This is a genomic window from Aureimonas pseudogalii, assembly GCF_014196835.1.
In the GTDB taxonomy this organism is placed as follows: domain Bacteria; phylum Pseudomonadota; class Alphaproteobacteria; order Rhizobiales; family Rhizobiaceae; genus Aureimonas; species Aureimonas pseudogalii.
Map to the genome: position 1 here is coordinate 1241763 of NZ_JACIEK010000001.1, position 22954 is coordinate 1264716.

24 protein-coding genes are annotated in these 22954 nt (G+C 70.5%); 9 read left to right on the forward strand and 15 right to left on the reverse strand.

Annotated features, from left to right (window positions below):
• Window positions 1-25: 25 nt before the first annotated feature.
• From puuE to GGR04_RS05915, 4 genes are all read left to right on the forward strand, one after another.
• Window positions 26-1462, forward strand: coding sequence for an allantoinase PuuE (gene puuE, locus GGR04_RS05900; RefSeq protein ID WP_183198776.1), 1437 nt, complete (start codon window positions 26-28; stop codon window positions 1460-1462).
• Window positions 1459-2475 (forward strand): allantoicase, encoded by a 1017-nt coding sequence (gene alc, locus GGR04_RS05905; RefSeq protein ID WP_183198779.1) that lies wholly within the window; start codon window positions 1459-1461, stop codon window positions 2473-2475. Before puuE ends, alc begins: the two co-directional genes overlap by 4 nt.
• Entirely contained in the window at window positions 2472-2966 is a 495-nt protein-coding gene (locus GGR04_RS05910) for an ureidoglycolate lyase (protein ID WP_183198781.1), read from the forward strand. The genes alc and GGR04_RS05910 overlap by 4 nt, the downstream gene beginning before the upstream one ends.
• Window positions 2967-3248: 282 nt before the next feature.
• Window positions 3249-5834: a glucose/quinate/shikimate family membrane-bound PQQ-dependent dehydrogenase gene (locus tag GGR04_RS05915; protein ID WP_183198783.1), complete on the forward strand. Its 2586-nt coding sequence runs from the start codon at window positions 3249-3251 to the stop codon at window positions 5832-5834.
• 54 nt (window positions 5835-5888) lie between these two features.
• Here GGR04_RS05915 and ureG read toward each other — a convergent pair whose 3' ends face one another.
• Genes ureG through ureC form a run of 5 tightly spaced genes read right to left on the reverse strand, consistent with a single transcriptional unit; the run spans window position 5889 to window position 10053 of the window.
• Window positions 5889-6554, reverse strand: a complete 666-nt coding sequence (gene ureG / locus GGR04_RS05920; protein ID WP_183198785.1) for an urease accessory protein UreG — start codon at window positions 6552-6554, stop codon at window positions 5889-5891.
• Entirely contained in the window at window positions 6551-7285 is a 735-nt protein-coding gene (locus GGR04_RS05925) for an urease accessory protein UreF (RefSeq protein ID WP_183198787.1), read from the reverse strand. The genes ureG and GGR04_RS05925 overlap by 4 nt, the downstream gene beginning before the upstream one ends.
• Window positions 7278-7763, reverse strand: a complete 486-nt coding sequence (locus GGR04_RS05930; RefSeq protein WP_183198790.1) for an urease accessory protein UreE — start codon at window positions 7761-7763, stop codon at window positions 7278-7280. Before GGR04_RS05930 ends, GGR04_RS05925 begins: the two co-directional genes overlap by 8 nt.
• Window positions 7764-7803: 40 nt before the next feature.
• Window positions 7804-8298 carry a DUF29 domain-containing protein gene (locus tag GGR04_RS05935; protein WP_183198792.1) on the reverse strand — a complete coding sequence of 165 codons (495 nt, stop codon included), beginning with the start codon at window positions 8296-8298 and terminating at the stop codon, window positions 7804-7806.
• Window positions 8299-8340: 42 nt separating this feature from the next.
• Window positions 8341-10053, reverse strand: coding sequence for an urease subunit alpha (gene ureC / locus GGR04_RS05940; RefSeq protein ID WP_183198794.1), 1713 nt, complete (start codon window positions 10051-10053; stop codon window positions 8341-8343).
• A 151-nt stretch (window positions 10054-10204) separates the two neighbouring features.
• Here ureC and GGR04_RS05945 point away from each other — a divergent pair, with 151 nt between their 5' ends.
• Both GGR04_RS05945 and GGR04_RS05950 read left to right on the forward strand, forming a co-directional pair.
• On the forward strand, window positions 10205-10657 hold the full coding sequence (locus GGR04_RS05945; RefSeq protein ID WP_183198796.1) for a hypothetical protein: 453 nt from the start codon (window positions 10205-10207) through the stop codon (window positions 10655-10657).
• 127 nt (window positions 10658-10784) lie between these two features.
• Window positions 10785-11282 carry a hypothetical protein gene (locus GGR04_RS05950; protein ID WP_183198798.1) on the forward strand — a complete coding sequence of 166 codons (498 nt, stop codon included), beginning with the start codon at window positions 10785-10787 and terminating at the stop codon, window positions 11280-11282.
• Window positions 11283-11394: 112 nt separating this feature from the next.
• Here the strand turns inward: GGR04_RS05950 and GGR04_RS05955 are convergent, their stop codons facing one another.
• Together GGR04_RS05955 and GGR04_RS05960 are read right to left on the reverse strand one after the other, a co-directional pair.
• Entirely contained in the window at window positions 11395-11706 is a 312-nt protein-coding gene (locus GGR04_RS05955; protein ID WP_183198799.1) for an urease subunit beta, read from the reverse strand.
• On the reverse strand, window positions 11707-12282 hold the full coding sequence (locus GGR04_RS05960; protein ID WP_183198800.1) for a HupE/UreJ family protein: 576 nt from the start codon (window positions 12280-12282) through the stop codon (window positions 11707-11709).
• A gap of 626 nt (window positions 12283-12908) precedes the next feature.
• Between GGR04_RS05960 and GGR04_RS05965 the strand changes: the two genes are divergently transcribed.
• Window positions 12909-13124 carry a hypothetical protein gene (locus tag GGR04_RS05965; protein ID WP_183198802.1) on the forward strand — a complete coding sequence of 72 codons (216 nt, stop codon included), beginning with the start codon at window positions 12909-12911 and terminating at the stop codon, window positions 13122-13124.
• 178 nt (window positions 13125-13302) lie between these two features.
• On the opposite strand, the gene GGR04_RS05970 is transcribed toward GGR04_RS05965, so the two are convergent.
• The 8 genes from GGR04_RS05970 to pncB all read right to left on the reverse strand — a co-directional run bounded on the left by GGR04_RS05970 (window position 13303) and on the right by pncB (window position 19794).
• Entirely contained in the window at window positions 13303-13605 is a 303-nt protein-coding gene (locus GGR04_RS05970) for an urease subunit gamma (RefSeq protein ID WP_183198804.1), read from the reverse strand.
• Between the two features lie 45 nt (window positions 13606-13650).
• Window positions 13651-14520, reverse strand: a complete 870-nt coding sequence (locus tag GGR04_RS05975; RefSeq protein ID WP_183198806.1) for an urease accessory protein UreD — start codon at window positions 14518-14520, stop codon at window positions 13651-13653.
• Between the two features lie 54 nt (window positions 14521-14574).
• Entirely contained in the window at window positions 14575-15222 is a 648-nt protein-coding gene (locus GGR04_RS05980) for an amino acid kinase family protein (RefSeq protein ID WP_210291628.1), read from the reverse strand.
• A gap of 128 nt (window positions 15223-15350) precedes the next feature.
• Entirely contained in the window at window positions 15351-16223 is an 873-nt protein-coding gene (locus tag GGR04_RS05985) for a dihydroneopterin aldolase (protein WP_183198810.1), read from the reverse strand.
• Window positions 16224-16265: 42 nt separating this feature from the next.
• Window positions 16266-16514 carry an Lrp/AsnC family transcriptional regulator gene (locus GGR04_RS05990; protein ID WP_183198812.1) on the reverse strand — a complete coding sequence of 83 codons (249 nt, stop codon included), beginning with the start codon at window positions 16512-16514 and terminating at the stop codon, window positions 16266-16268.
• A 67-nt stretch (window positions 16515-16581) separates the two neighbouring features.
• Window positions 16582-17430, reverse strand: coding sequence for an alpha/beta hydrolase (locus tag GGR04_RS05995; RefSeq protein ID WP_183198814.1), 849 nt, complete (start codon window positions 17428-17430; stop codon window positions 16582-16584).
• Window positions 17431-17519: 89 nt separating this feature from the next.
• Window positions 17520-18356: a ferredoxin--NADP reductase gene (locus GGR04_RS06000; protein WP_210291630.1), complete on the reverse strand. Its 837-nt coding sequence runs from the start codon at window positions 18354-18356 to the stop codon at window positions 17520-17522.
• Between the two features lie 133 nt (window positions 18357-18489).
• Window positions 18490-19794: a nicotinate phosphoribosyltransferase gene (gene pncB, locus GGR04_RS06005; RefSeq protein WP_183198816.1), complete on the reverse strand. Its 1305-nt coding sequence runs from the start codon at window positions 19792-19794 to the stop codon at window positions 18490-18492.
• A gap of 211 nt (window positions 19795-20005) precedes the next feature.
• Between pncB and GGR04_RS06010 the strand changes: the two genes are divergently transcribed.
• Together GGR04_RS06010 and ggt are read left to right on the forward strand one after the other, a co-directional pair.
• Window positions 20006-21049, forward strand: a complete 1044-nt coding sequence (locus GGR04_RS06010) for a M23 family metallopeptidase (RefSeq protein ID WP_183198818.1) — start codon at window positions 20006-20008, stop codon at window positions 21047-21049.
• A 125-nt stretch (window positions 21050-21174) separates the two neighbouring features.
• Entirely contained in the window at window positions 21175-22920 is a 1746-nt protein-coding gene (ggt, locus tag GGR04_RS06015) for a gamma-glutamyltransferase (RefSeq protein ID WP_183198820.1), read from the forward strand.
• The last annotated feature ends 34 nt before the right edge of the window (window positions 22921-22954 follow it).

Genomic DNA, 22954 nt, shown 5'->3' on the forward strand with positions numbered 1-22954 from the left:
CGCAATCCCCAGCGAGACACCGCCCATGACCACGCCCTACCCCCGCGATCTCCTCGGCTACGGCCGCCACGCGCCCGATCCGCGCTGGCCCAACCCCGGCGGCACCGGTCCGGCCAAGATCTGCGTGCAGTTCGTGGTGAACTACGAGGAAGGCGGCGAGAACGCCGTGATCCACGGCGACAAGGCCTCCGAGGCCTTCCTGTCGGAGATCGTCGGCGCGGCGCCTTGGGTCGGCCAGCGCCACATGAACATGGAATCGATCTACGAGTACGGCGCGCGCGCCGGCTTCTGGCGGCTCTGGCGCCTGTTTACCGAGCGCGCGCTGCCCGTCACCGTCTACGGCGTCGCCACCGCGCTCCAGCGCTCGCCAGAGCAGGTGGCGGCCATGCAGGAAGCCGGCTGGGAGATCGCCTCGCACGGGCTGAAATGGATCGACTACCGCGACCACACGATCGAGGCGGAGCGCGCCGACATGGCGGAGGCGCTCGCCGTCCACGAGGCGGTGACGGGCGCGCCCCCCGAAGGCTGGTACACCGGGCGCTCGTCGGAGCACACGCTGGAACTCGCCGCCGAGCGCGACTTTCTCTACGCCTCCGACGCCTATGCCGACGACCTGCCCTACTGGCAGGAGACGCGCACGAAGCCGCTGCTGGTCCTTCCCTACACGCTCGACACCAACGACATGCGCTTCGCGACGCCGCAAGGGTTCAACTCCGGCGACCAGTTCTTCGCCTATCTGAAGGACAGCTTCGACACGCTCTATGCCGAGGGCGAGGCGGGCGCGGCCAAGATGCTGAACGTCGGGCTCCATTGCCGGCTCGTCGGGCGTCCCGGCCGCGCCGCCGCGCTCGCGCGCTTCCTCGACTACGTCCGCTCCAAGCCCGACGTCTGGGTGGCGACGCGCGCCGACATCGCCCGGCATTGGCGCGAGCACTTCCCCTATCGCCCTCGCGTCCAGCCGAGCCGGCTGGAGCGCGAGGTCTTCCTCGCCATGTTCGGCGGCGTCTTCGAGCATTCGCCCTTCATTGCCGCCCGCGCCTTCGACGCCGGCCTCGGTCCCGCGCACGACACCGCCGGCGGCCTCTCGTCGGCGCTGACGGCCGTCTTTCGCCGCGCGAGCACCGAGGAGCGGCTCGGCGTCCTCCGGGCTCATCCCGATCTCGCCGGGCGCCTCGCACTCGCCGAACTCACCGAGGATTCGCAGGCCGAGCAGCGCTCCGCCGGGCTCGACCGGCTGACGGCCGACCAGCTCGCCCGCTTCACCGCGCTGAACGAGCGCTATCAGGCGCGCTTCGCCATCCCCTTCATCATCGCCGTGCGCGGGCTCGACGCGGCTACGATCCTCGCAGCCTTCGAGAGGCGGATCGAGGCCGAACCGGACGCCGAGCTTGCCACGGCGGCGCATGAGGTCGAAAAGATCGCGCGGCTTCGCATCGCCGCGATTCTCGGAGAGACCGCATGAGCGAACGCTCGATCACCGCACCACCCGCGCCCGAAGCCGAGACGCTGCTCAAGCGCTTCGTCGATCTCGCCCATCCGCGCCTCGGTACCGAGGTGACCTTCGCGACCGACGACTTCTTCGCCGACAAGAGCCGGATGCTGCAGCCGGGCCCGGCGATCTTCTATCCCGACCGCTTCGACGACAACGGCAAGTGGATGGACGGCTGGGAATCGCGCCGCAAGCGTGTCGCCGGCCACGACCATGCCGTGATCCGCCTGGGACAGCGTGGCACGATCCACACGATCGACGTCGACACCGCCTTCTTCACCGGCAACTTTCCACCCGAGGCCGAGATCGAGGCCGCCGACACCGAGGGCGAGCCGGGCGACGCCGACTGGCAGGTCGTGGTGCCGCGCTCGGCCCTCAAGGGCGACAGCCACAATCTCTTCGAGCTGAAGGCCGACGCGCCGTTCCGCTGGCTGCGCCTCCACATCCATCCCGATGGGGGCGTCGCGCGCCTGCGCGTCTACGGCACGATCGCGGTGGACTGGTCGCGGATCTCCGCGGGCGAGGAGATCGACCTCGCCGCGCAGGTGAACGGCGGCACCGCGCTCGCCTGGAACGACGCCCATTACGGCCACCCCGCCAACATGCTGGCGCCCGGCCGCGCGCCGGTCATGGCCGACGGCTGGGAGACCGCGCGCCGGCGTCGGCCTGGCAACGACTGGGCGGTCCTCAAGCTTGGCGCGCCGGGCACGATCGAGCGCATCCTCGTCGACACCCATCATTTCAAGGGCAACTACCCCGACCGCTTCACGCTTCGCGCCAAGCATCTCGGCACCGAGCCGAGCGCCGAGGTGCTGGAGGAGGCCTCCGCCGACTGGCCGCTCCTCGTCACCGAGACCAAGCTCGAGGCCGACACGGCGTTGGAGATCCGCGACCTCCAGGCACTCGGCCCCGTCAGCCACGTGCGGCTCGACATCTTCCCCGACGGCGGCGTCTCGCGCCTGCGCCTCTTCGGCCGCCGGGCATGACGACCCTGCGGGCCCGGCCGCTGACGGCGGAGGCGTTCCGCGCCTTCGGCGAGGTGATCGAGCCCGACAATTGCGCCGAGATCCGGCTGATCAACAACGGCACCACCACGCGCTTCCACGACATCGCGCCGGTGGACGTGGCGGCGGGAGGCGGCCATGCGCTGATCTCGATCTTCCGCGGCAAGCCCTTCGCGCTGCCGCTGCGCATCGCCATGCTGGAGCGCCATCCGCTGGGCTCCCAAGCCTTCATGCCGCTGGAGGGGCGCCCCTATCTCGTGGTGGTGGCGCCCGACGAGGGCGGCCGGCCCGGCGCGCCGCTCGCCTTCCTCGCCTCAGGCGCGCAGGGCGTCTCCTACCACCGGGGCACCTGGCACCATCCGCTGGTGGCGCTCGGGGAGCGCTCCGACTTTCTCGTGGTGGACCGCGGCGGCTCCGGCGACAATCTCGTGGAGTTCATGTTCGAACAGGAAATCCAGATCACCTCGGACTAGGTGCCGCGCTCTGCCGAACGCTTGCGCGCCGGACGGAGCCGACGCGAGGAGCCGCGAGCGCTTCGGTTCGCCGGGGGTGCTGCGGGCGCGGTTCCGCTTGGAAAAAACCCGACCGGAAGGCGCGCCGCGACGTTTCGGCGCGCCATCGTTCCCGCGACGGGTTGAAGACACGGGGCGGTGCAACATCTCCCCCGTGTGCCGGCCACGACACGAACGAAGCCGCTGCGCTCCCGCGCCGGCTTCGTTCGTGTCGTGGCCGAGCCGGGGACAGAAGGAACGGTCATGACGCGTCGACAGCGGCTCCCAACCCTCATCATGGCGGCGCTCCTCGCCGTCATCGCCGCGGCGCTGCTGATCGGCGGCCTCTGGCTCGCGCTGGTGGGCGGCTCGCGTTACTACGTCGTCGCCGGCGTCCTGTTCCTCGTCACCGCCATCCTTCTCTACCGCCGCAAGCCGGAAGCCCTCGCCGTCTATGCCGCGCTCGTCATCGGCACGCTGATCTGGGCGCTCTACGAGGTCGGCTTCGACTGGTGGCCTTTGGCGGCCCGCGGCGACGTGGTGTTCGTCCTCGGCGGCCTTCTCCTCCTGCCTTGGGTCACGCGCCCGCTCGGCCGGCGCAGCGTCGCCGACGCGCTCGACGGACGCGAGGTCTCGCCGACGCCGCTGCGTGGCTCCGGCGCTCTGCTCGCCGGCTCGCTCGTCGTGGCGCTCGCCGTCGCCGTCACCTCCTGGTTCGTCGATCTCCATCGCGTCGAGGGCGCGATGCCTGGCACGCGGCAGGCGCCCGGCACGGGCGAGGGCGTACCGCCCGGCGAGTGGCACGCCTACGGCCGTACCGAGCTCGGCCAGCGCTACTCGCCGCTGGCGGAGATCACGCCAGCCAACCTCTCGCAGCTCGAAGTCGCTTGGCAGTTCGAGACGGGTGACGAATCCCAGCCCGGCGATCCCGTGGAGACGACCTTCGAAGTGACGCCGCTGAAGATCGGCGACCGCCTCTTCCTCTGCACGCCGCACCAGAGCGTCATCGCGCTCGACGCCACCACCGGCGCCGAGGTGTGGCGCTACGATCCCAAGATCCAGGGTGAGCTCGCGCTCCAGCACCTGACGTGCCGCGGCCTGTCCTACCAGCCGCCGGGGGACACCACTCAGACCGCCGTCCCGGCGGCGGCGACCGAGGCTCCCGGCGTGTCGACCGAGCCGCAGGCGACCGCGAGCGAACTGTCGGCGGCGGGAGCGCTCACCGCCCCGCAGGCGAGCGGCGCGCCCGCCGCCCCCGGCACCCCGCCGGCCAGCGACGCCGCCGACCCGAACCTTCCCGTCGCCGCGGCCAGTGCCGCCACGGCGACCTGCGACGCCAAGCTGTTCATGCCGACCGCCGACGGCCGGCTGATCGCGCTCGACCCCGCCACCGGCTCGGTCTGCGCCAATTTCGGCGGCGGCGACGGCCAGATCGACCTCTGGGACCGGATGCCCAACGTCAATCCGGGGTCCTACTACTCGACCTCGCCGGCCGTCATCGCCGGCAATCTCGCCATCGTCGGCGGCACCGTCCTCGACAACGTCTCCACGAAGGAAGCCTCCGGCGTCATCCGCGCTTTCGACATCACCACCGGCGCCCTCGTCTGGAACTGGGATTCCGGCAATCCCGACCAGACCGCGCCCCTGCCGGCCGGCCAGACCTACACGCCGAACTCGCCCAATTCCTGGTCGATCATGAGTGCCGACACCGCGCTCGGCATGGTCTACGTGCCGCTCGGCAACCAGCCGCCGGACCAGTGGGGTGCCAACCGTTCGGCCGAGGTCGAGCGCTTCTCCTCCTCTGTGGTGGCGCTCGACATCGCCACCGGGCAGGTGCGCTGGGTGTTCCAGACCGTCCATCACGACCTCTGGGACTACGACGTGCCGGCGCAACCGAGCCTCGTCGATCTCACCGTCGGCGGCCAGCGCGTGCCCGCCCTCGTGCAGCCGACGAAGCAGGGTGAGATCTTCGTGCTCGACCGGCGCACCGGCGACCCGATCCTTCCCGTCACCGAGCGCCCGGCGCCCGGCGGGGCCGTCAGCCCCGACAGGACGGCGCCGACGCAGCCGAAATCCGCGCTCTCCTTCGAGCCCCCGCGCCTTCGCGAGCGCGACATGTGGGGCGCCACGATGTTCGACCAGTTGGCCTGCCGCATCGCCTATCACGGCTATCGCTACGAGGGCCGCTTCACGCCGCCCTCGCTGGAGGGGTCGCTGATCTACCCCGGCAATTTCGGCGTCTTCAACTGGGGTTCCGTCGCCGTCGATCCTGCCCGCGGCGTGATGTTCGGAACGCCCACCTACCTCGCCTTCGTCTCGACGCTGAAGCCGCGTTCGAACGACAGCGAGCTCGTGGTCAACGCGCAGCCGCCGCAGGGCGCGCTGCCGGCGCTGAACGAGAATTTCGGCGCGCCCTACGCGGTGGACCTCAAGCCTTTCGTCTCGCCGCTCGGCCTGCCCTGCCAGTCGCCGCCCTGGGGCTATGTCGCGGGCGTCGATCTCACCACCGGCGAGGTCGCCTGGCAGCACAAGAACGGCACGGTGCGCGACTCCTCGCCGGTTCCCCTGCCCTTCCGCATGGGCGTGCCCAATCTCGGCGGCCCGATGATGACGGCCGGCGGCGTCGCCTTCCTGTCGGGCACGCTCGACTATTACATCCGCGGCTACGACGTCACGACCGGCGAGGAACTCTGGAAGGCCCGCCTTCCCGCCGGCGGCCAGGCGACGCCGATGAGCTACGAGGGCGCGGACGGGCGGCAATACGTGCTCGCCATCGCCGGCGGCCACGGCTCGCTCGGCACCAAGCGCGGCGACAGCGTCATCGCCTACGCGCTGCCGAAGGAGCACTGATCCGCTCTACTAAGGGATAACTGACGGCGGCGGTGCAACAATGCGCCGCCGCCGTCAGGCCGCTGCCTCCGCGGCGAGCGCCGGCAGTCCGCCGAGGCGGGCCAGCGTGTCGAGGATTTCGGGCAGGCCCTGGCGCCGCGAGAGATCGGCGAAGATCGTCGGCAGGTCCTTGCGACCGCGAGCGGCGTCCACCTCCATGCGGGCGAGGTCGGCGCCGACATGGGGGGCGAGATCGGTCTTGTTGACGACGAGAAGGTCGGAGCGGGTGATCGCCGGCCCGCCCTTGCGGGGAATGTCGTCGCCCTGGCAGACCGAGATCACGTAGACCGAGAGATCCACGAGATCGGGCGAGAAGGTCGCCGCCAGATTGTCGCCGCCCGATTCCACGAGGATCAGGTCGAGATCGGGATGGCGCTCGTTGAGCGTGGCAATGGCGCGAAGGTTGAGCGAGGCGTCCTCGCGAATCGCCGTGTGCGGGCAGCCGCCCGTCTCGACGCCGATGATCCGGTCGGCGGCGAGCGCTTGCCGGCGCACCAGCGCCTCGGCATCCTCCACCGTGTAGATGTCGTTCGTCACCACCGCGATCGACCAGCTCTCGCGCGCGGCGAGGCAGATCTTCTCGCAGAGCGTCGTCTTGCCGGAGCCGACGGGCCCGCCGATGCCGACGCGCAGCGGCCCGTTTCGACGGCGACGGGGCGCGGAGGAAGAAAGCTCGCTCATGTGCGGAACAACCTCGTGGACAGGGTTTCGTGGCGCATCGCCGCGATCTCCGACAGGATCGCGGCCGAGCCGAGATCGTCGAGGGAACTCGACGCTGCGGCCCTCGCCGCATGCGTGACGAGGGGTTCGAGAGCGTGGAGCGCGGCCACGGCGTCGCGCTGGCCGAGCGGCACGAGCCGCACCGCGGCACCGAGGAGGTTGGCGGCAAAGGCCTGCGCGAAGGCGGCGAGCGCGGGTTCGAGGAGAAGCGCGTGGCGTGCGGCGAGCGCGCCGATCGCGACGGGATAGGGGAGACCGCCCTCCCCGCCGGCGGGATCGAACGCGGCACCGATGTCGCTTCGATCGTCCCCGCCGGACCAGGGCTCGGCAGCGGCCGCGAACGCGAGCCCGAGATCCAGTGTCTCGATCCGTCGCTCCGCCGAGCCGGCGAGCGCCGCTCCGAGTTCCGCGACCTCGCCAAGCGCCGCCGCGTCGCCGCGCGACACCGCGCGGTGCGCCTCCGCGAAGAGCACGAGATCGTTCCAGCCGCTGCCCCGGCGCAGCAACGCCGCGATCCAGCCGGACGCGTCGGCGCGCGAGCGCACGAGCCCATCGGCAATCGCCGATTCCAGCCCGTGCGAATAGGCGAAGGCGCCGACGGGAAAGGCCGGCGAAAGCCAGGCCATGAGCTTGAGAAGATCGCCCGTCGCCACCGGGTCGGACGGAGGCAACGGCCCGCGGCCGTCAGCCATGATGATGATGGTGCGACCCGGCTTCGTTCGGATCGGGATGGTGATGCCCGGCATAGGCGCCAGCAGCGGGATCGAAGGCCGCCTCGACCTCCTCGACGCCCGCGCCCAGCCCCTCCAGCATGGCGCGGATGACGTGGTCGCGCCGGATGAGAAGACGCGCTTCGCCGATCTGCGTGGCGAGATGCCGGTTGCCGAGATGCCAGGCGAGCGCCAGCAGGTGGGGGGCGTCGCGCCCCGTCACGGCATAGAGCGGTTCGGGCTTGGCGCGCACCTCCACGAGCCGCCCGTCCGAGAGGACGATCGCGTCGCCCTCCTGCAGCAGCCGCGCCTCGGCGAGGTCGAGCAGGAAGGCGATGCCGCCATCCGAGACCATGGCCATGCGGCGGCGATGGCGCTGCTGCTCGTCGAGCGTGATCGTGTCGGCGGCCTCGCCCTTCGGGCGGGCCGTCTTTTCGATGATGGTCTGGGCCTCGATCACGTCGCGTCGCTCATGGGGTCTGAAGGGAAAGCGGAGGCTGTCATGCGGCCTCGGGCAGGAACTCTGGATCGAGGATCTCCTCGATCCCGAAGGGGCAGGTGGCGGGGAAGACGGATCGCGGCATCTGCGTTTCCTTCGTGGCGGACATCACCGCGAGATCGTAGAGATCGGCCAGGATGGCGGCCGGAAACGTGCGCAGGCTCGGGCTATCGTCGATCACCATCGACAGACGTCGGCGCTGCTCGGTGATGGTGTCGCTCCATTCGTGCTTGCGTCGATCGGGCTGGAACTGCCACTTCAGGAGATGAACGATCAGCACCTCGAGACGGCTTCGCACCTCCCGCTTCTCGCTGATCCCCACGCCTTCGATCTCCTCCGCGACGTTTTCCCAATCGACGTCACCGGTTTCGGCGGTGCGCGCACGCAGCTTGGCGGCCTGATCCTGCGTCCAGGCGAAGAAGTCGCGCTCGTAGGCGGCGGACGGCGTCCGGTCGGTGGCGGTGTCCGCCGCGCGTCGTTGCACAATGGTGGTCATCTCGTGGCCTCTCGCCCGCGAAGGCTCCCCTCCGCCTCGATCCTAGAACAGGAAATAGCGCTGCGCCATCGGCAGCACCGTGGCGGGCTCGCAGGTCAGCAGTTCGCCGTCGGCGCGCACCTCGTAGGTCTCGGGATCGACCTCAATGTGCGGCGTCAGGTCGTTGAGGATCATCGAGGCTTTCGAGATGCCCGAACGGGTGTTCTCGACGGCGAGGAACGTCTTCTCGCAGCCGAGCTTGTCGCGCAGGCTATCGGCCATCGCCGCGCCCGAGACGAAGGTAACGCCGGAGGCGCCCACCGCCTTGCCGAAGGCGCCGAACATCGGCCGGTAGTGCATCGGTTGAGGCGTCGGGATCGAGGCGTTGGGATCGCCCATCGGCGCAGCGACAATCGTGCCGCCGAGCAGCACCATCATCGGCTTCACGCCGAAGAAGGCGGGGTCCCAGAGCACGAGATCGGCGCGCTTGCCGACCTCCACCGAGCCGACCTCGCGCGACAGCCCCTGCGCGATCGCCGGGTTGATCGTGTATTTCGCGACGTAGCGGCGCACTCGCAAATTGTCATTGTCGCCCGTCTCGCCGGGCAGGCCGCCGCGCTGCTTCTTCATCTTGTCGGCGGTCTGCCAAGTGCGGATCACCACCTCGCCGACGCGGCCCATGGCCTGTGAATCCGACGAGATGATCGAGAAGGCGCCGATGTCGTGGAGGATGTCCTCGGCGGCGATCGTCTCCTTGCGGATACGCGACTCGGCGAACGCGATGTCCTCGGGGATCGAGGCGTCGAGATGGTGGCACACCATGAGCATGTCGAGATGCTCCTCCAGCGTGTTCACCGTGTAGGGCCGCGTCGGGTTGGTGGAGCCGGGAATGACGTTCGGGAGGCCGCAGACCTTGATGATGTCCGGCGCGTGGCCGCCGCCTGCCCCTTCCGTGTGGAAGGCGTGGATCGTGCGCCCGCGAATGGCGTCGACGGTGTTTTCCACGAAGCCCGATTCGTTCAGCGTGTCGGTGTGGATCATCACCTGCACGTCGTATTCGTCGGCCACCGTCAGGCAGCAGTCGATCGCGGCCGGCGTCGTGCCCCAGTCCTCGTGCAGCTTCAGCGCCGCGGCGCCCGCCTTCACCATCTCCACCAGCGCCTGCGGCTGCGAGGCGTTGCCCTTGCCCGAGAGCGCGAAGTTCATCGGGAAGGCGTCGAGCGACTGGAGCATGCGGGCCAGATGCCAGGGGCCGGGCGTGCAGGTGGTGGCGAGCGTGCCGTGCGCGGGGCCGGTGCCCCCGCCGACCATGGTGGTGACCCCGGAATAGAGCGCCTCGTCGATCTGCTGCGGGCAGATGAAATGGATGTGACTGTCCACCCCGCCGGCGGTGAGGATCTTGCCCTCGCCGGCGATCGCCTCGGTGCCGGGGCCGACCACGATGGTGACGCCCGGCTGCGTGTCGGGGTTGCCGGCCTTGCCGATGGCGTGGATGCGCCCGCCGCGTAGGCCGACGTCGGCCTTGTAGATGCCGGTATGGTCGAGGATCAGCGCATTGGTGATGACGGTGTCGACCGCCCCTTGTGCCCGGCTCTGCTGCGACTGGCCCATGCCGTCGCGGATCACCTTGCCGCCGCCAAACTTCACCTCTTCGCCGTAGGTCGTCATGTCGCGCTCGACCTCGATCACGAGATCGGTGTCGGCGAGCCGCATCCGGTCGCCGACGGTGGGGCCGTACATCGCGGCATAGGTGGATCGGGCGATCGATGCGGGCATGGACGTCTCCGGCGCGGCGGGCGAACGGACGCCCGGCGTTTCTGGTGGATGGGAGATTAGGCGGATCGCGAAAGCTTGTCTGCCGTCCCGCACGCAATTTGCGACGAATCGGCCGCTGCCGCATTCTTCGGCATATGAGAAGGATCCGGCGATGACAGCGACGCTCTCGACCTCCTGCGCCCTCGCGGCGGCCATATCGGTGCTGGCCGCAGCGGCTCCCCTCGCGGCCCAGCCCTTCGAGGCGGGCCCGCCCGGCACGGTGGTGGGATCGTCGATGTCCGGCGCTCCGATCGGCGGCTACCGGCCGGTGCGCCCCTCCGTCGCGGTGCCGGGAGCGCCGGTCTTTGGCGACACCGTGGAAGAGCGGACATGGGGGCGCGACTACGACGATTCGCATCTGCGGCCGAAGGTGCCGCGCCCCGACGCCGACGGGTCGCAGACCCGCCTTCGCGCGGCGCAGGGGCGCTCGACGATCCAGTCCGACACGGCCGGCGACTTCGCGCGGTCCGACCCCTCGGTGTTGAACCAGAGCGGCGTCACCCGGGCGATCTCGCCGCCGACGCGAGCGCGGATCGTGCCGAACAAGGCCGGCCCGGCGCGCTGAGCGCCGCGGCTTAACCGTTCCGAAGGGAAAGGCGGTTTTCTGCCTGGAACGAGCTGGCGGCCGAAAGGTTTAGCGGTCAAGACGACGCGAACATGCACGAATCGCCACGGGCGACCAGGAGGCCGAGATGACCATTTCGACACGTTGGGCGGCAGCCGCCCTGACGCTGAGCCTTCTAGCAACCCCGGCCCTCGCCCAGTCGATCGGTGGTTCGTCGATCGGCGGCGGCAGCGTCGGCGGCTCGTCCGGCGGCGTTGGTGGCGGCGGCTCTTCCTCGCCCAGCCTCGGCGGCGCCTCCAATTCGGTCGGATCGTCCGGCGGCGCCATCGGTTCCAGCGCGACATCGACCCAGCAGCGCGCCACGGCGGGGTCCTCGACGATCAATTCCACCAACGCGGACGCCGTGGCGCGCTCGGGCAATGTCGGCGCCGCCTCCACGATCGGCGGCACGTCGTCGGGCATCGGCGGCGCGGGTACCGGCGCGGGCGGGTTCCAGAGCGTGTCGGGCGCTGGACCGGCCGCGCTCTACAACATTCCGAAGGCGCGCGTGAATGTCGATCTCGATGCCATCCGCTCGGCCCTGCGCCAGGGACCGAACGCGACGCCGGACCGCTACGGCAACTGAAACCGACGACACCGCAACAGAAAAGGCGCCGCGAGGCGCCTTTTCCATGAGTTGGTCCGTCGGCCGGATGGGCTCGACCCGTAGAGCAAGGTTCGGCGGCCCGGCCTGACGATCACACGTCCAGCGGACCCGTGACCTTCGCGTTGAAACCGAACACCTGCCGCGCCCCCGACAGCGCCACGAGATCGACGTCGCGCGACTGACCGGGTTCGAAGCGGACGGCGGTGCCGGCGGCGATGTCGAGGCGATAGCCGCGCGCCCGCGCCCGGTCGAAGTCGAGCGCGGGATTGGTCTCGGCGAAGTGGTAGTGCGAGCCGACCTGGATCGGCCGGTCGCCCCGGTTGGCGACGTGCAGCGTCAGCCCCTCGCGCCCTTCGTTGAGAATGATCTCGCCGTCGCGAACGAAGACCTCGCCGGGGATCATTCAGGCCACCATCAGCGCAAGGCCGGCCGCGGCCGTGGCGCCGCCTGCGAGACGTGCGCCCCACGTGCCGCCGGTGCGCGCCAGCGCCATGCCGAGACCGAGGCCCACGGCATGGAGGATCGCGGTCGAGACGGCGAAGCCGAGCGCGAAGCGCCAAGCCCCGGCGCCGCCGAGTTCGCCGCCATGGGCGAAGCCGTGGAACAGTGCGAAGACGCCGACGACCGATGCGCAGAGCGCGACGGGCAGGCGCACGGCAAGCGCCACGAGTAGGCCGAGCGCCACCACGGAGGCGAGGATCGCCGGCTCCACGAAGGGCAGCGACGCCCCACCGAGGGCCAGCGCGAACCCGGCCGTCATCACCACGACGAAGGAGGCCGGCACGATCCAGACGGCGCGCCCGCCGATCGTCGCCGCCCAGAGGCCGACGGCCACCATGGCCAGGATATGGTCGAGGCCGAAGAACGGATGGCTGGCGCCGGCAAGCATCGAGCCATGCGCGGCGGGGTCGAGATGGGCGAGAGCCGGCGCGGAGGCGGCCAGCGTCAGGGCGGCGGTGACGGAGATGCGACGGAGCATGCGTGTCCCTCTTTCAGGTCGACAGGCGCCCGGAGATCGGTCGCGCCGCCTCCCGCTTGCCACGGACGCGCCGCCCTTGGCAACGCCCGGTGCAGAGCGCGATCATGAAGTGCGCCGTTCGCCCTGTCAAAGCCGGGATCGGCCGACACCGCGAAGATCGAATGTCGTCGGCATCCTTTGGAACGGTTGCCCCACCGGCGAGCCCGAGCGCGCACGAGCCACCGCTGAACGACACGCCATGGGCACATCGCCCCTGCCCCGAGTCCTGCGCCGCGCCGCGGCGACCGGTTTGCCGACCGTCCGACGATCCGCGGTCGGTGACGCCGTCGAGGAGATGTGGAACTCGGTCCCATGCGCCTCCGGCCGCCCCGACGCAGGCGCCCGGATCGTCATCACGCATCCCGCAGCGACCGCGCCAGTGCCGGCGCACAGGCTGGTCCGCGCCTCACCGTCGCGACGCACTGCCGTCCACTTCGCAAGTCCCAACGCTCTGCGATTGGCGACAATTGTCGCGGCGCACGACACCGGGCGGCAACATCGCGGTGCTAGAAACGCGATCACGGCGAGCGGGCCGGAGGGCGCCCGGCAAGCGGCGTTTCCGTCGCCGCAGACGGGACACGCGCGACATGACAGGGCATTCCACTGTGGGAACGGTCGTCCTCGGCATCCTCCTCGCGGTGCTCGCGGTCGGTCCAGCCGGCCCCTTCGATCCCTTCCGGGTGCGGCCCGTCACGATGCAGGGGCGCAGCGGGCTCGCCTACTATTCCAGCGTCTCGCGGACCTACCGATTCACCGCCGAACCCTCCCGGGCCGATATCCCCCAGTTGGACGCGGCCCGCTGACCTCACCGCTCGCGCGACACACGCGATCGACTACCCTGATCCGCACGACCTACTCCTGCCGCACGCGCGAGGCACGCATTGCGAGCGCCTGCTGGCATGGTCGGAGAAGATGAAAGGCGGCGGCGTTCGAGCCTCGTGCGATCTCGGCTCTTGCAGGGGCCTGACGGTATGGGTCCGATCAGCGGATGGGTTCGTGGACCGTCACGAGCTTGGTGCCGTCGGGAAAGGTCGCCTCGACCTGCACATCGTGGATCATCTCGGCGATACCCTCCATCACCTGCCCCCGGCCGACGACATGCGCCCCGGCCTCCATGAGGTCGGCGACGGAGCGACCGTCGCGCGCGCCCTCGACCACGAAGTCGGTGATGAGCGCGATCGCTTCCGGGTGGTTCAGCTTGACGCCGCGTTCGAGCCGGCGCCGCGCCACGTTGGCGGCCATCGCCACGAGAAGCTTGTCCTTTTCGCGCGGGGTCAGGTTCATCGGGCGGGATCCTTCGGCATCGCAGATCAGATTCGCGGGAGCGGCTCAGAGCGACCATACCCGCGGAAGGCCAGCCTGCGCCAGACGGGCGAGCAGCGGCACGAGACGCCGGCGCAGCGCGTAGCCACCGGGCGCGGCGAGCCGGGCGACCCCGAGGCCCGAGACGACGCTGGCGCCGCCCGTCCCCTCGCTCTCCCGGTCGAGGATCGCGCGCACGTCCGCGAGGTCGGTTCCCGGTGTCGCGTTCTGCCAGAGCACGGTGGCGAAGGCGCGGTAGGGCCCGAGCGCTGCCGGCACTGCCAGAAGCCCGGTCTCGTCGGCGTCGATGTCGAGATCCTCGGCGAAGACGAGGCGCCCGTCGCGGCGGATGCGCCAACGGTCGCGCAGCCGACCGCTCGCGACCGTCTCGCCCATGGCGTGGCGACCGAGGATCGCGGCCTCGACGAGAAGCAGACGGCTGGAGCCCTCGCACTCGACCTGAAGCGAGCGCCGCAGCCGCCCGCCGTCGAAGAGGATCGTCTCCTGCGGCAGATAGGCGAAGGCGGCCCCCGCGCCGACCTCGATCCGCGTCTCCACGGTGGCGTCGCCGTCGATCGACCGGTAGACGCGCTCGCAGGCCTGCGTCGTCACCGCCAGAGCGCCGGCGGGCTCGACGGTGAAGCGCTGGCGCAGGCGATCGCCGCCCGCGAGGCCCCCGGCCGTGTTGACGAGGACCGCCTCGGCGGCGGCACCCGGCAGCCGGGGAAAGCGCAGCTTGAGGCATCCGGCCTGGTGCAGAGTGCGAATGCGCGTTGCCGAGCCGGACGCGCCGGCGACCGGACCGAAGGTCACCGACGCCTCGCCGACCGCCCGCTGCGGGCGAGGCGGCAGGGTTTGGCTCGCGGGATCGAACGCGAGCGCGCCGGTCGCGATCATGCGAGCGCCAAGGGCAATGCGGGCTTCACGAAAAGTCGGGGCCGGTCTGCCGGCCTACTGGGCCGCTTCCACGAAGCTGGCGCCCCGCGCCTCGGAGCCGATCTCGCGACCGGGCGCGACGCCCTCGGCGAGACGGCGCGCCGCCAGCGGCAGGTCGGAGGGGCCGGCGACGAAGACGCGCGTCGAGGGGTGGAGCAGCGCGGCAAAGGCGGAATCGACGACGCCGGCGGCCGAGATCGCCTGGATGCTCGATCCCGCGGGCAGGTCGATCTGCTTGATGAGGCAGAGGGTCGAGCCGGGAATGCGGCTGGCGAGCCAGGCGGCGAGGCTGTCGGAGGTGACGCTCCAGGTGTGCTCGATCTCCTCGGCCCGCAGCACGAGCTTGGCGGGCATCCAGACGGGGACCTGCCCACGCCCCTGCGCCGCCTCGATCGCCTCGATCGTGCTGGCGGCGACGAGCTTCTCGCCGAGGCTCACCAGCGCGTGGCCGAACTGCTCGATCGCCAGAATCGCCATGCGATGCGCGGCGTCGGCGTCGTAGCCGATGCGGGTCTGGAACTGGCGTACCGTGTTGGCGAAGGGGCCACCGCCCGGCACGACGACGAGAGGACGGGTCGAGCGCTCGATCGACTGCACCCATTTGCGAAGATCGGGAGAGGCGATCGAGCTTCCGCCGAACTTGACGATCAGCATGTCCTTCATCACCGCTTCTCCGATCTTTCCGTCATACGCCACAGCAAGCACACGTCGCGCGCCCACTTTGGACAAATTTCCGGCGCTTTGCAAAGTTCCAACCGAACGTCGCTGCGCTACAGCATTCTCTCGTCGTTTCAAGCCGTTATCCGGTCGTCCCTATCGCGCCGGATCTCGATACCGACGGCTTCGGGGCCGAGATCGAGCTTCTCGACGCGCACCGTCACGGCGGCCACCCGCCCGTCCATCAGAAGCTCGGCCGCCAGTTCCTCGGCCAGCGTCTCCACCAGATCGGTGTGGCCGCGCTCGGCGAGGCGGCGGATCGCGTCGGTCACGATGTCGTAGGAATAGACCTCGTCCATGCGGCGCGGCACGCCGCCGGGGCGGCGCACGTCGGCCTCGACGCAGAAGCGCAGGCGCTGCGTACGGGCGTGCTCGAACCCGTAGGCCCCGATCTGGAAAGGCACGGTGAAGTTGGTGACGAGCACCCGGTCGGTCGGCGCCGCGGCGTCGAAGCGCCGGTCGGCCGAGACGATGCGCCCGGCCGCGGCCAGCGTCTCGCCGTCCAGCCCCTCGAAGACGAGGGCGCCCGGCCGCACTACGAGAAGCCGCGGCACGTCGGGCAGCTCGAGCGCGCCGCCGAGCCAGGCCTCGACGCCGGCGCGCGCGCAGGCCGCGACGAAGCCGGCCACCTGCTCCAGCGTGAAGACGCGCAGCAACGCGCGTTCGGGATCGAGAAGCACGGCGGCATAGCCCCCGCCCTCCACGCCGGCGAGCGCCTGCAGGCTGCGGATGCGCGCCACGCGCAAGGGCTCGGCCGGCATCGTCTCGTCGCCGGCGATGGCGAAAAGCAGTTCGGGCTCGTCCGGCTCGGCGAGGCGATCGGGCACCGCGAAGCGCGGGCGCTCGCGCCGCGCTGGCGCCAGCACCAAGTCCGCGCCGTTCTCAAGCGCTTGGCGCGCCTCCTCGGGCGAGCCGACCGCGACGGCGAGACGCGAGCGCCGGCTCATGCGGCACGGCCCCGGCGGGAGCGGCGGATAGGGCGCGTGCGCTCAGCCACGTCCGAAGGCCTTGAAGGCGACGGTGGTGAACGTGTCGGACACGCCGTCGAGCGTCTGCAGCCGCTCGGTGACGAAATGGCCGATGTCGCGGTCGGGCGCGAGGTAGAACTTGGCGAGGAGATCGTACTGGCCGGAGGTCGAGTAGACCTCGGAAATCTCCTCGACGCCTTCCACGAGCGCGTCGGCGACGGCATAGGCACGCCCCGGACGGCATTTGAACTGAACGAAGATGGCTTGCACGACGGCGCTCCCCGAAAGACGGCGCGAGGCGCCGCGCCTCATGGCCCGGCCCTGATGGCGCTCCCTATCAGAGCGTCGCGCCCCCCGTCAAAAGCCGGGTGATCTGCGAGGCAGCGTTCTCGAGATCCTCGACGATGTCGAGATGGTGGCGGCCGGGAATTTCCGTCGCCCCGGCGCGCGCGCCAAGCCCGGCCCACGAGGAGCCGAGAAGCGCCGTCTGGCGGCGCAGTTCCGGCAGCTCGTCGCCGCCGACGACGGCCACGATGCGGGCATCCACTAGCGGGTCGTTGAGGAGCGGGCTCTCGGCCCGCGCCTCCGCGGCATCGATGGCGAGAATGTCGTTCATCCGGGTGCGGCGGATCGGCCGGAGGTCGTGGAGGCCCGAGATCGGCAAGACGAGCTCGACGCGCTGCGCCACGGGGTCGGCGAGCGACGAGCCGGTGGCGACGAGCCGCGCCGCGAGCTGGCCGCCGGCCGAATGGCCCGCGAGGCGGATCGGCCCGTCGACCATCCGCGCGGCCTCGCCGACGGCCCGCGCGGCGTCCTCGGCGATGTCTGCGAGCCGCACCTCCGGCGCGAGACGGTAGGTCGGAATCGCCACCGCGAAGCCGGCATCGAGCGCGCCGCGCGCGACATGCGAAAAGGCGTCGCCGTCGTTGGCCTTCCAGTAGCAGCCGTGCAGGAAGACCACGAGCCCGAGCGGCGTGTCGCGTTTGGGCCGGAAGAGATCGAGGCGCTGGCGCTCGTGCGGCCCGTAGACCCGGGCAAGCTCGGCGAGGCCGCGGGCGGCCTGGACCTCGCGGAACGCCGCCGCACGGGACCGCCATCTCGGCGCGAAGGCGGCGGAACCGGGAACCGCCGCGAGATTGTCGTAGGCGACGTCGAAATCCACGAGGCGTGCCTGCGGCTGCGTCATTCCATCATCTCCTGCCGATGCGATGCCGGGAGAGATAGGCGAGGCCCGCCCCGAGCGAAGGTCGTGCAGACCGGGAAGGCCGCGCCTTGTCAGTCGACGAAGGCGCGCTCCACCACGTAGGTGCCGGGCTTGGAATTGGCGCCCTCCTCCAGGCCGAAGCGCTCGCAGAGCGCCGCGGTGTCCTTCAGCATGTCCATCGAGCCGCAGATCATCGCGCGGTCCACCGCCGGGTCGATCGGCGGCAGGCCGAGATCGGCGAAGAGCTTGCCGGTCTCGAGCAGCGTGGTGATGCGCTCGCCCTTGTGCTCGCCCTCGCGGGTGGCCGAGCCGTGATAGAGCAGCTTGTCGCCGACGATCTCGGCGAGGATTTCGTCGGTCTTGATCGCCTCCACCAGCTCTTCGCCATAGTGCAGCTCGGCTAGGGTGCGGGTGGTGTGGGTGAGGATGACCTGCTCGAACTTCTCGTAGGTCTCGGGGTCGCGGATGACCCCGGCGAAGGGCGCGACGCCGGTGCCGGTGGAGAAGAGGTAGAGTCGGCGACCGGGGATCAGCGCGTCGAGCACGAGGGTGCCCGTGGGCTTCTTGCGCATCAGGACCGTGTCGCCCGGCTGGATCTTTTGCAGGTGCTCGGTGAGCGGGCCGTTCGGCACCTTGATCGAGAAGAACTCGAGTTCCTCGTCCCAGGCGGGGCTGGCGATCGAATAGGCGCGGAACACCGGCTTCTCGGCGTTGGGCAGGCCGATCATGGCGAATTCGCCGGTGCGGAAGCGGAAGCTCGCGGGCCGCGTCATGCGGAACTTGAAGAGACTGTCCGTGTAGTGCTTCACCTCCGTCACCGTCTCGGCGAAGACGTTGGCGGGAATCGGGAAGACGGGGGGCGCGGCAGACGTGTCGTCGATCCCAGCGGTCTGGACGGTGGCGTTCATCGAGCGGCCCTTTTCGAGGCGGAAGGTCGGTGTCGGCCCGGAAGATAGGCCTGTTGCGGCGCGCCGGAAGACGCGCGGCCGGTTCAGGCCCTCGTTTGCCGCATCGCGGCGCCGGTTTGAAGGTCGGATTTGCTCAAACCGCGACGGCGCGGGGAATTTCCGCCGCCGTGCCGAAGACGCGGCGATAGCGTTCGATCTCGGCGGCCGTGCCGGTGGCCTTGGCCGGATTGTCGGAGAGCTTCACCGCCGGGCGTCCGTCGGCGTCCATCACCTTGCAGACCAGCGAGATCGGATGGAGGCTCGGCCGCTCGTCGGGCGCGACGCCCCGGAAGTCGTTGGTGAGGTTGGTGCCCCAGCCGAAGCTCATGCGCACCCGGCCCTCGAAATGGCGGTAGGTCTCCTCGATCGTGTCGACGTCCATGCCGTCGGAGAAGACGAGGAGCTTCTCGCGCGGGTCGATGCCGAGGCTGCGCCACCACGCGATGATCGCCTCGCCGCCCTCGATCGGGGGCGCGGAATCGGGCCGGAAGCCCGTCCAGTCGCCGACCCAGGTCGGCGCGTTCTTCAGGAAGGCGCCGGTGCCGAACGTGTCGGGCAGCACCACGAGAAGGTTGCCGCCGTACCAGCTCTGCCATTCCTTCAGGATCTCGTAGGGCGCGGCGCGCAGCGCCTCCTCGGTGCGCGCCAGCGCGGCGGCCACCATCGGCAGCTCGTGGGCGTTGGTGCCGATGGCCTCGAGATCGGTTTCCATCGCCAGCAGCACGTTGGAGGAGCCGATGAAGCGGTTGCCGAGCTTCTCCTTCAGCGCCTCCACGCACCAGCGCTGCCACAGGAAGGAGTGGCGGCGGCGGGTGCCGAAGTCGGAGATGCGGATGGAGGGCAGCTTGTCGAGCCGCTCCACCTTCTCCCACATCTTGGCCTTGGCGCGGGCATAGAGAACGTCGAGCTCGAAGCGGCCGCAATCCTTCATCGCCGAGCGCGAGCGCAGCTCGTTGATGATGGCGAGCGCGGGGATCTCCCACATCATCGTGTCGGTCCAGGCGCCGCGGAACATCAGCTCGTACTGGCCGTCGCGATGGCTGAGCTCGTAGGGCGGAAGCTGGAAGTCCGTCAGCCATTCGAGGAAGGCCGGCCGGAAGATCTGCCGCTCGCCGTAGAAGGTGTTGCCGGCGAGCCAGATCATCTCGCGCTTGGAGAAGCGCACCGTGCGGGCGTGGTCGAGCTGGGCGCGCAGCTCGCCCTCGTCGATCTCGTCGGCGATGCGCACGCTCTTCGTGCGGTTGATCAGGCGGAAGGTCACGCGGCGGTCGCGATGGAGACCCCAGATCATCTGCAGCATCAGGAGCTTGTAGAAGTCGGTGTCGAGCAGCGAGCGCACGATCGGGTCGAGCTTGAACGTGTGGTTCCAGACCCGCGTGGCGATATCGGTGGCGACCATGCTTTGGTCCCTTTCGAGAGCCGATTTCGGACAGCGGGCCGATGCTTAGCCGATGGCGGGCGCGGGAAACAGGGGCGTGCGCGGCTTTCGGACGCAGCGACGGCCCCGCCGCCGGGGGACGCAGGAAGCACCGAACCCGCGAGGCGGCCATCATGCCGGCGGGTTTGCGCGGGATGGGCACGCGGGCAGGACCGCCATCGGAGACCCCGCCATGACCACGCGCCCGCCGCTCGCCCGCCTCGCCGCCCGGTTCCACCCGCGCATCCGCCTCGCGTCCGCCGCCGCGCTCCTCGCCGCGCTCGCCGGCCCGGCGGCGGCGCAGGCGCTGCCCCCGCTCGAACTTCCCGTCACCTGCGCCGTCGGCATCGACTGCTTCGTGCAGCAGCTGCCGGACATGGATCCCGGTCCCGGCGCGAGCGACCCGTTCTGCGGCTCGGCCGCCTATGACGGGCACGACGGCGTCGACATTCGCCTGCGCTCGATGCGCGACGTCGCGGGCGGCGTGCCGGTGGTGGCGAGCGCGGCGGGCACGGTGCGCGGCGTTCGCGACGAGAAGCCCGACCGGCTGGCCTCGACCCCGCAGGCGCGCGACGCCGTGAAGGGCACCGAATGCGGCAACGGCGTCGTGGTCGATCACGGCGACGGCTGGGAGACGCAGTACTGCCACATGCGGCGCGGCAGCGTCGCGGTGAAGCCCGGAGAGCTCGTGGCGGCGGGCACGAAGCTCGGCGAGATCGGCGCTTCCGGCCTGGCCGAGTTCCCGCATGTCCACCTCTCGGTGCGCCGCAACGGCGAGAAGATCGACCCGGTGAGCGGGCGCACGGTCGGCGGCGGATGCCTCGCCACCGCGACGGAAGCCGCGACGCTCTTCGCCCCCGCGCCGGCGGCCATTCTCGCGCGCTCCACCACGGCGATCCTCGACGCGGGGCTCGCAGGTGGGCCGATCGACTACGCCAGACTGGTGATGGAGGGCGCGCCGCCAGTGCCGAAGGCCGGCGGCGAGGCTTCGATCGTCTGGGGCTGGTTCGCCAACCTTCGCGCCGGCGACACCGTCGCCTTCCGCATGAGCGACCCCGCGGGCGCCGTCTTCTTCGAGGGATCGAGCGAGCCGCTGCCGGGCAACAAGGCCGCCTATTCCGCCTTTGCCGGCCGCAAGCGCCCGCTCCAAGCCGGGCGCTGGAGCGTGGCGGTGGAGGTGCTGCGCGAGGGCGTCGCGGTGGCGCGCACCGAGCGCACGATCGACGTCGCGGGCTAGGGGCGTACGCCCGGCGCGGGCCAAAACCCGCCGCCGCGTGGCCGGGGCGGGGTGACACGGCGGCCATCCTGTCGCAGTCTCGCCCCCTCACCCTCGACCGCGAGGGCGAAACGGGGAGACACGCCATGGGCCACCGATCCCTCACCGCGCGGCTGACGGGCGGTTTTCTCGCCGCCCTTCTCGCGCTGCCGATCCCCGCGCTCGCCGCCTCGCCCGCCCCGGTCGCCGCCGAAAACGGCATGGTGGTGACGGCGCAGCGGCTCGCGAGCGAGGTCGGCGTCGCCGTGCTGAAGGACGGCGGCAACGCGGTGGATGCGGCGGTGGCGGTCGGCTACGCGCTCGCCGTGGTCTATCCCACCGCCGGCAATCTCGGCGGCGGCGGCTTCATGACGATCCGCCTGAAGGACGGCCGCACGACCTTCCTCGACTTTCGTGAGCGCGCCCCCGGCCGCGCCACGAAGGACATGTATCTCGGACCCGACGGCAATCCCGTCGACGGCCTCTCCACCGACGGCTATCTCGCGGTCGGCGTGCCCGGCTCGGTCGCCGGGTTCGAATATGCGCGGGAGCATTACGGCACGAAGGAGCGCGCCGCGCTGATCGCGCCCTCGATCGCGCTGGCGCGGGACGGGTTCGCGCTGTCGCCCGGCGACGTCGAGAGCTTCCTCGCGGGCAACGCGGATCTCGCCAAGGATCCGGCCGCGGCCGCCGTGTTCCTGAAGGACGGCACCGAGCCCTACCGCGTCGGCGAGCGGCTGGTGCAGGCCGATCTCGCCGCCACGCTCCAGACGATCTCCGACCGCGGGCCGGACGGCTTCTACCGCGGCCCGGCGGCGTCCGCGATCGCGCAGGCGAGCGCCGCGAACGGCGGCATCCTCGAGGCGCAGGACTTCGCCGACTACAAGGTGCGCGAGCTCGCCCCCGTCACCTGCGACTACAAGGGATACCGCATCGATAGTTCGCCCCCGCCGAGTTCGGGCGGCGTCATCATCTGCGAGATCCTCAACATCCTCGAAGGCTATCCGCTCGCCCATACCGGCTTCGGCTCGGCCGAGACCGTGCACTGGATGGTGGAGGCGATGCGCCATGCCTTCGTCGACCGCAACTCGGCGCTCGGCGACCCCGACTTCGTGACGAACCCGGTCGAGACGCTCCTGTCGGACGACTACGCCGCTTCGATCCGCGCGAAGATCTCGCCCTACCGCGCCGGCGTCTCGGCCGATCTCAAGCCTGCCGGCATGGGCGAGAGCTTTGAGACCACGCATTATTCGATCATCGACCGCGACGGCAACGCGGCGGCCGTCACCTACACGCTGAACGGCTCCTTCGGCGCGCGGGTGATGGCGGCGGGCACGGGCGTCCTCCTCAACAACGAGATGGACGACTTCACCCAGAAGCCGGGCGTGCCCAACCTCTACGGCCTCGTGCAGGGCGAGGCGAACGCGATTCAACCCCGAAAGACGCCGCTCTCCTCAATGAGCCCGACCATCCTCTCGAAGGACGGCGCGCCGGTGATGGTGATCGGCAGCCCCGGCGGCTCGCGCATCATCACCATCACGCTGGAGGCCATCCTCAACGTGGTCGAACACGGCATGACGATCTCCGAGGCGATCGACGCGCCGCGCATCCACCACCAGTGGCAGCCCGACCGCGTCACGATCGAGCCGCGCGCCCTCTCGCCCGACACGATGCGGCTTCTCGCCGACATGGGCTACGACGTCCGCGAGGACCCGGACTGGCCGATTTGGGGCGAGGCAGCCGGCATCCTCGTCGGCGGCCCCAGCCTGCGCGCGCCCTCACCGAACGGCACCGACCGCTATTTCGGCGCCATCGACAGCCGCGCCACGGCCGGGGCGGCGATCGGGTATTGAGGAGGTGATCGACTGAGGGTCTTGCAACGCTGAG